Origin of the sequence: Lelliottia nimipressuralis (genome assembly GCF_004115925.1) — a bacterium.
GTDB classification, from domain to species: domain Bacteria; phylum Pseudomonadota; class Gammaproteobacteria; order Enterobacterales; family Enterobacteriaceae; genus Enterobacter; species Enterobacter nimipressuralis.
In genome coordinates, this window is record NZ_SDDX01000014.1 from 161,547 (window position 1) to 167,992 (window position 6,446).

The window sequence follows — 6,446 nt, forward strand, 5'->3', positions numbered from 1 at the left end:
TGAAAGTTTCGCCGTTATTATCGCTCGTCTTTTAAGCAACTATTGACACACACATGAAGGCAAAAGCGATATTACTCGCCTCTGTCCTGCTTGCTGGGTGCCAGAACACTGGCAACATACAGCAGCACGCACAGAGCCTTTCTGCAGCTGGTCAAGGGGAAGCAGGGAAGTTTACAAGTCAGGCGCGTTGGATGGACGATGGGACATCATTCGCGCAGGAACAGGACTTGTGGGCCTCTATTAGCGACGAGCTGAAGATGGGGATTCCGGAAAACAACCGGATTCGCGATCAGAAACAGAAGTATTTAAGTAATAAGAGCTATCTCCACGATGTAACTTTACGGGCAGAGCCGTATATGTACTGGATAGCAGGGCAAGTTAAGAAACGTAACATGCCTATGGAACTGGTACTACTACCCATAGTGGAGAGCGCTTTTGACCCGCACGCGACGTCTGGTGCCAATGCCGCAGGCATTTGGCAGATCATTCCGAGCACAGGGCGCAATTATGGTTTGAAACAGACTCGCGGCTACGATGCGCGTCGGGATGTGGTCGCTTCTACGACTGCCGCTCTCGACATGATGCAACGTCTGAATAAGATGTTTGACGGTGACTGGTTGTTAACAGTCGCAGCGTATAACAGCGGTGAAGGTCGGGTAATGAAGGCAATGAAAGCGAACAAGGCGCGTGGTAAACCCACCGATTTTTGGTCTCTCTCATTGCCACAGGAAACCAAGCTTTACGTACCGAAGATGCTGGCTTTGAGCGATATTCTCAAAAACAGTAAACGTTATGGTGTAAATCTGCCAACGTCTGACGAAAGTCGCGCGCTGGCCAGAGTGAGCCTCAGCAGCCCGGTTGATATGAAACAGGTTGCTGATATGACGGGAATGTCGGTGACAAAGCTGAAGACCTTTAACGCAGGCGTGAAAGGCTCAACGCTGGGTGCCAATGGGCCTCAGTACGTGCTGGTGCCGCAGAAGCATGCAGCGCAGTTACGTGAGTCTCTCGCATCAGGTGAAATTGCTGCCGTTCAGTCAACGCTGATTGCAGATGTTTCATCCGTCAGCAGCCGTAGCTATAAGGTTCGTTCCGGCGATACCATTTCAGGCATTGCATCACGTCTTGGCGTGAGCACGAAGGATCTGCAGCAGTGGAACAATCTGCGCGGTTCAAACCTGAAAGTTGGCCAGAACCTGACGGTTGGCGCTGGCAGCAGCGCACAGCGTCTCGCCCGCAACAGCGATAGCATTACTTATCGTGTACGCAAAGGCGATTCACTGTCCAGTATCGCGAAAACGCACGGCGTGAACATCAAAGATGTGATGCGCTGGAATGACGATACGGCCAATCTGCAGCCAGGCGATCAGCTGACACTGTTTGTTAAAAACAGCGCGACGCCAGACTCCTGACAGCCAGACCCATAGAAAAAGGCACCGATTCCCCCGGTGCCTTTTTTGTTTTTTCTTATCCGGCTTTTTGCGCTTCCGCCAGGATCGTATCGCTGGTAAACGACCCCTCTTCCTGCAAGTCAAAGTACGCTTTCACTTCCGCCGAGGCACTCTCTTGGTACAAACGAATCGCCTGGCTTAACGTGTCGGGTGTGCGCATACGCGCAATCCATGAGGAGAACTCCAGCGGCAGGCGGTCCGTCACCAGAGAGCGGGAAACTAAACCGGCTTCGGTGATCATCGCGAACCATTCACCGCTGGAATAATTGCGAACGTGCGAGGTATCACGCAGGGCTTCAACGGTCTGCAGCCAGATATCGCGAACCGGGTTTCCGGGTGACATGATATCCATAATGATAAAAATCCCGCCCGGCTTCAGCACGCGTTTGATTTCGCGCAGTGCCTGGCCGACATCGTGCCAATGATGGGCGGAGTAGCGGCTGATCACCACGTCATAGGTTTCGTCGTCAAAAGGGAGTGATTCAGCGTAGCCCTGGCGGGTCGAAATATTATTCAGCCCTTTGTCTTTCGCTGCGTGGGTGACAACATCGAGCATCTGGCCAGACAGATCGTAAGCGGTAACGTGCGCGACATGCTGTGCAGCGACAAAGCTGGCATGCCCTGCTCCACAGCCTAAATCAAGAACCTGCGCCTGCGGAAATGCAGACAGGCGCTCGCCGAGACGCACCAGGTCGCGGCCAGAGGCGTGTACCGCACTGGCCAGATAGGCGCTTGCCTGGGAACCGAACTGTTTTTCTACGTTGTCATGATGGGATTGTGTTGTCATCGTACTGTCCTTTGGTTGTGAGAAAAATAAAGGGCAGTACCTGCGCAGGCCTGCCCGACGGCAGACCTGACGCACCATTACTTCTCAGGTTTGCCGGGACTGAATTCAACAAGTAGTGGATTGTGATCGGAGGCGCGCGTCACCAGTACAGAGGCTTCGTGCACATTCAGACCACGATAGAAGACAAAATCAAGCGGACGACCAAACGCTTTGCGCCGCTGATCGTCGGTGAAACGCACTTCGCGCAAGGACATTTCGCGCGCAAAGCGATACAACGCATTCATGCGCGGGCGACTCCAGGCATTGAAATCCCCCGCCATAATAATCGGCCCACTGTGATGCGCGATCTGATCGCCAATGGGAAGTAACTGCTTACTATACACATCGACACCCAGGCTAAAATTCACTGCGTGAATGTTTACCACCATCAGCAGGCGGGTATCGGGCAGAGGATAGACGGTGACTAATGCCGATTTTGCCAGACGCAGAATAGGCTCGCGCTCACGCAGCGGGCAGCAGTAAACCGGGTGCGCAGCAGAGAGCGTCATAACGCCCGAGGGGTGTTGGGGCAAGACAAAAGCGGGAACCTGGTCTGCGGCGAGGTAGTTGGTAGTTGCAAACCGAACCAGTTCAGGCGTAGTTTGCGCCTCCTGCAACAGCACCAGATGCGCATCCTTACCGAAATTCTTCAGCACGGATAACCACTCAGCACGCTGCTGTTTGAAGATATTCCACACCAGTACGCGAATTTTGTCATCGCTGCTTAAGGGGGCGCCAGCGGGCAATGCCTGGCCAAGACTCGCAAACGACCCCGGAGGCAAAATTCTCTCCGCAGGTTGTCCGGCAATATAGCGCATGGCATAGGTATTTTTTCGCACTTTTCGAAACGACCTCTATAGCATTGAACCAGCCCGGAAAACGGACTGGTTCTACTGTTATAGGGATTTTAGGTCACACTTTCAACGCAATTACTCATAAACCTCTGTCTGGTTTTGTAAGCAAGCGCTTACTGATACTTATCCCAGTGCTACACGAGCCGTTTTATCGAGGCGACCACTCAGGCCAATCAGCAGGAAAGCAGCGAGGACGATCACGGCACCAATCCACGGCGTCTGCGCTAAACCAAAGTGCTCAACCGTTTGCCCGCCGATGATTGAACCCAGCGCGATCCCTACGTTGAATGCGGCGATGTTAAGGCCTGAGGCGACATCTACGGCGTTAGGTGTATACAGTTCGGCCTTCTGAACTACATAGACCTGCAGGCCGGGTACGTTGCCGAAGGCGAAGATCCCCATCACCAGAATCGTGCCCAGCGCCGCGTACTGCATGGAGGCGGTAAACTGGAACACCATCAGCAGCACAACCAGAGCCGCGAAGATGAATTTCAGCGCCGGTACAGCACCGTGTTTATCGGCAAGTTTGCCGCCCCATATATTACCGATTGCGACAGAAACCCCGTATCCCAGCAAGATCCAGCTCACTGCACTCGGCGAGAAGCCGGCCAGATCCTGCATCATCGGAGCCAGGAAGGTGAACGCCGTAAAGACACCGCCGTAACCCAGAGCCGTGATGGCATAGATAATCAGCAATCGAGGGTGCGTCAGCACTTTCACCTGATCGCAGAGACTGGCACTCGCACGACCGGGGATATTTGACGGTACAAGGATCAGGCTTGCAATCAGCGCAATGACCCCCAGCAGTGAGACGGCCAGGAAAGTTTCACGCCAGCCAAAATGCTGTCCGATAAAGGTGCCCAGTGGCACGCCCGTCACCAGTGCAACCGTCAAACCGCCGAACATAATGGCGATGGCAGATGCCGCTTTCTCTTTGGGTACCAGGCTGGTCGCGATGGTTGAGCCAATCGAGAAGAACACGCCATGCGCGAGGCCAGTCAGAAGGCGGGCAATCACCAGCGTGGTGTAGTCCGGTGCCTGCCAGGCGAGGATGTTCCCTGCGGTAAAGAGCACCATTAGCGCCATCAACAGCTGTTTACGTGGAAAACGTCCGGTTAACGCAGTCAGAACAGGTGCGCCAATCGCAACGCCCAGCGCGTAGATGGAGACCAGCAAACCGGCAGAAGGTAGAGAGATAGAAAGTTGATCGGCAATCGTAGGAACCAGGCCTACGATAACAAATTCGGTCGTGCCAATTGCGAAGGCACTGATCGTCAGGGCAAGAAGCGCCAGTGGCATAAAATACTCCGTATCATCAGGATTAAGATGACACGAAGTATGCGCCAGTGTTTAAATAACAAAAATGGTCAAAATATCAATAGAATTTTGCGGGTGGTGCAATAATGAAAGCAACCTCAGAAGAGCTGGCAATCTTCGTGGCTGTCGTGGAAAGCGGGAGTTTTAGCCGGGCTGCGGAGCAGCTGGGACAGGCAAATTCGGCGATTAGCCGTTCCGTCAAAAAGCTGGAAATGAAGCTTGGGGTGAGTTTGCTGAATCGGACGACGCGGCAGCTGAGCCTGACCGAAGAAGGTGAGCGCTATTTTCGCCGGGTGCAGTCGATTTTGCAGGAGATGGCCGCAGCAGAAACAGAGATCATGGAAACGCGGAGTACACCGCGCGGGCTTTTGCGCATTGATGCGGCCACTCCCGTCGTGCTGCATTTTCTGATGCCACTGGTGAAACCCTTTCGCGAACGCTATCCAGAGATGACCTTGTCGCTTGTATCCTCTGAGACGTTCATCAACCTGATTGAGCGCAAAGTGGATGTGGCTATTCGCGCCGGAACGCTGACGGACTCGAGTCTGCGCGCCCGTCCGCTGTTTACCAGCTATCGCAAAATCATCGCCTCACCCGACTATATTGCGCAATATGGTAAACCTGAGACGGTAGAGGAGTTAAAAAACCATCTCTGTCTGGGATTCACAGAGCCGTTATCGCTGAATACCTGGCCGATTGCCTGCAGCGACGGTCAGCTTCATGAGATTACCAGCGGGCTGTCCTCAAATAGTGGGGAGACATTGAAACAGCTCTGCCTTAGCGGGAATGGGATAGCCTGTCTGTCTGACTATATGATTAATAAAGAGATAGCCCGGGGTGAGCTGGTTGAGTTGATGGAAGACAAACGTCTGCCGGTGGAGATGCCCTTCAGTGCAGTTTATTACAGCGACCGCGCAGTCAGTACCCGTATCCGGGCATTTATCGACTTTCTGAGTGAGCATATAAAACAGCTCCCGAAGGAGCTGTGAGAGGGTTTGAGGCTACAGAGGGTGAGTTAAATTAATCCCAGTTTGGGGCCAGACCTTCCGGGCTGACCAGGCGGTCGTTGCAATCAAGCGCAGCGATCGCTTTTTGATCTTCAGCGTCCAGCTTGAGATCCCGCGCAAGAAGGTTGCTCGCCAGATTCTCACGTTTCGTTGAAGAAGGGATCACGGCATAACCTTCGCCCATCGCCCACGCCAGGATAACCTGCGCCGCCGTTGCATTGTGCTTATCAGCAATACGCGCAATGACTTCATCTTTCAACGCTTTACCATACGCCAGCGTCATGTACGACGTGATGTGAATGCCTTTATCTTTGGCCCAGTTCACCACTTTACGGTTTTGCAGGTACGGGGAAAGCTCAATCTGATTGGTGGCAATATTCTCTGCACCAACGGCCGCAATCGCCTTTTCCATCAATGGAATAGTGAAATTCGAGATCCCGATGTTGCGAGTCAAACCTAACTTTTTAGCTTCCAGAAGTGCCAGCATAGTTTCTTCAACAGAAACAGCATCACCTGGTGAAGGCCAGTGGATGAGCGTCAGATCGACATAATCGGTACGCAGCTTTTCCAAGCTCTCTTTAAGGCTTGGGATCAGCTTGTCTTTGCTGAGGTTTTCCGTCCAGATCTTCGTCGTGATGAATAATTCTTCACGTGGTACGCGGCTTTCTTCAATGGCCTGGCCTACAGCTGTTTCGTTGCCATAAATTTGTGCCGTATCGACGGTACGATAACCTAATTCGAGAGCGGTTTTAACAGATGCGATGACGACGTCGTCTTTCAGGCGGAAGGTGCCAAGACCGAATGCAGGGATAGTCATGTAAATCCTCTTTAATCATTATGTTCGTTAACTGAGGATGATTATCGCGTGGTATAGGTATGTTGAAAAAGAGTAAAATATGCAGAGGATTTTTGCGTTTATAGCAATAATTAAATTTCAGACAAGAAAAAGCCCTGAGCTTTAACTCAGGGCTTTTAATAAGTGGCGGAACGG

The 6,446-nt window shown here is 52.5% G+C and carries 5 protein-coding genes and 1 pseudogene; 2 read left to right on the top strand and 4 right to left on the bottom strand.

The features are described 5' to 3' along the window. Positions 1 to 53 precede the first annotated feature (53 nt). Positions 54 to 1,412, top strand: a complete 1,359-nt coding sequence (mltD, locus tag ETG88_RS12670) for a murein transglycosylase D (RefSeq protein ID WP_100777527.1) — start codon at positions 54 to 56, stop codon at positions 1,410 to 1,412. A 55-nt stretch (positions 1,413 to 1,467) separates the two neighbouring features. Here the strand turns inward: mltD and ETG88_RS12675 are convergent, their stop codons facing one another. The 3 genes from ETG88_RS12675 to ETG88_RS12685 all read right to left on the bottom strand — a co-directional run bounded on the left by ETG88_RS12675 (position 1,468) and on the right by ETG88_RS12685 (position 4,430). Next, entirely contained in the window at positions 1,468 to 2,238 is a 771-nt protein-coding gene (locus tag ETG88_RS12675; RefSeq protein WP_129035517.1) for a class I SAM-dependent methyltransferase, read from the bottom strand. A 77-nt stretch (positions 2,239 to 2,315) separates the two neighbouring features. Beyond that, positions 2,316 to 3,116, bottom strand: a complete 801-nt coding sequence (locus tag ETG88_RS12680; protein WP_100777529.1) for an endonuclease/exonuclease/phosphatase family protein — start codon at positions 3,114 to 3,116, stop codon at positions 2,316 to 2,318. Positions 3,117 to 3,254: 138 nt separating this feature from the next. Next, positions 3,255 to 4,430 carry an MFS transporter gene (locus tag ETG88_RS12685; protein WP_129035518.1) on the bottom strand — a complete coding sequence of 392 codons (1,176 nt, stop codon included), beginning with the start codon at positions 4,428 to 4,430 and terminating at the stop codon, positions 3,255 to 3,257. A 104-nt stretch (positions 4,431 to 4,534) separates the two neighbouring features. Here ETG88_RS12685 and yafC point away from each other — a divergent pair. Next, positions 4,535 to 5,472: pseudogene (gene yafC, locus ETG88_RS12690) on the top strand (DNA-binding transcriptional regulator YafC). On the opposite strand, the gene dkgB reads toward yafC, so the two are convergent. Beyond that, on the bottom strand, positions 5,469 to 6,272 hold the full coding sequence (gene dkgB, locus ETG88_RS12695; RefSeq protein WP_129035519.1) for a 2,5-didehydrogluconate reductase DkgB: 804 nt from the start codon (positions 6,270 to 6,272) through the stop codon (positions 5,469 to 5,471). The pseudogene yafC and the gene dkgB overlap by 4 nt on opposite strands. Positions 6,273 to 6,446: the final 174 nt, after the last annotated feature.

Excerpts from the sequence above, each read along its gene's own strand:
- mltD (WP_100777527.1), top strand. The coding sequence starts at position 54 with ATGAAGGCAAAAGCGATATTACTCGCCTCTGTCCTGCTTGCTGGGTGC.
- ETG88_RS12675 (WP_129035517.1), bottom strand. The coding sequence starts at position 2,238 with ATGACAACACAATCCCATCATGACAACGTAGAAAAACAGTTCGGTTCC.
- ETG88_RS12685 (WP_129035518.1), bottom strand. The coding sequence starts at position 4,430 with ATGCCACTGGCGCTTCTTGCCCTGACGATCAGTGCCTTCGCAATTGGC.
- dkgB (WP_129035519.1), bottom strand. The coding sequence starts at position 6,272 with ATGACTATCCCTGCATTCGGTCTTGGCACCTTCCGCCTGAAAGACGAC.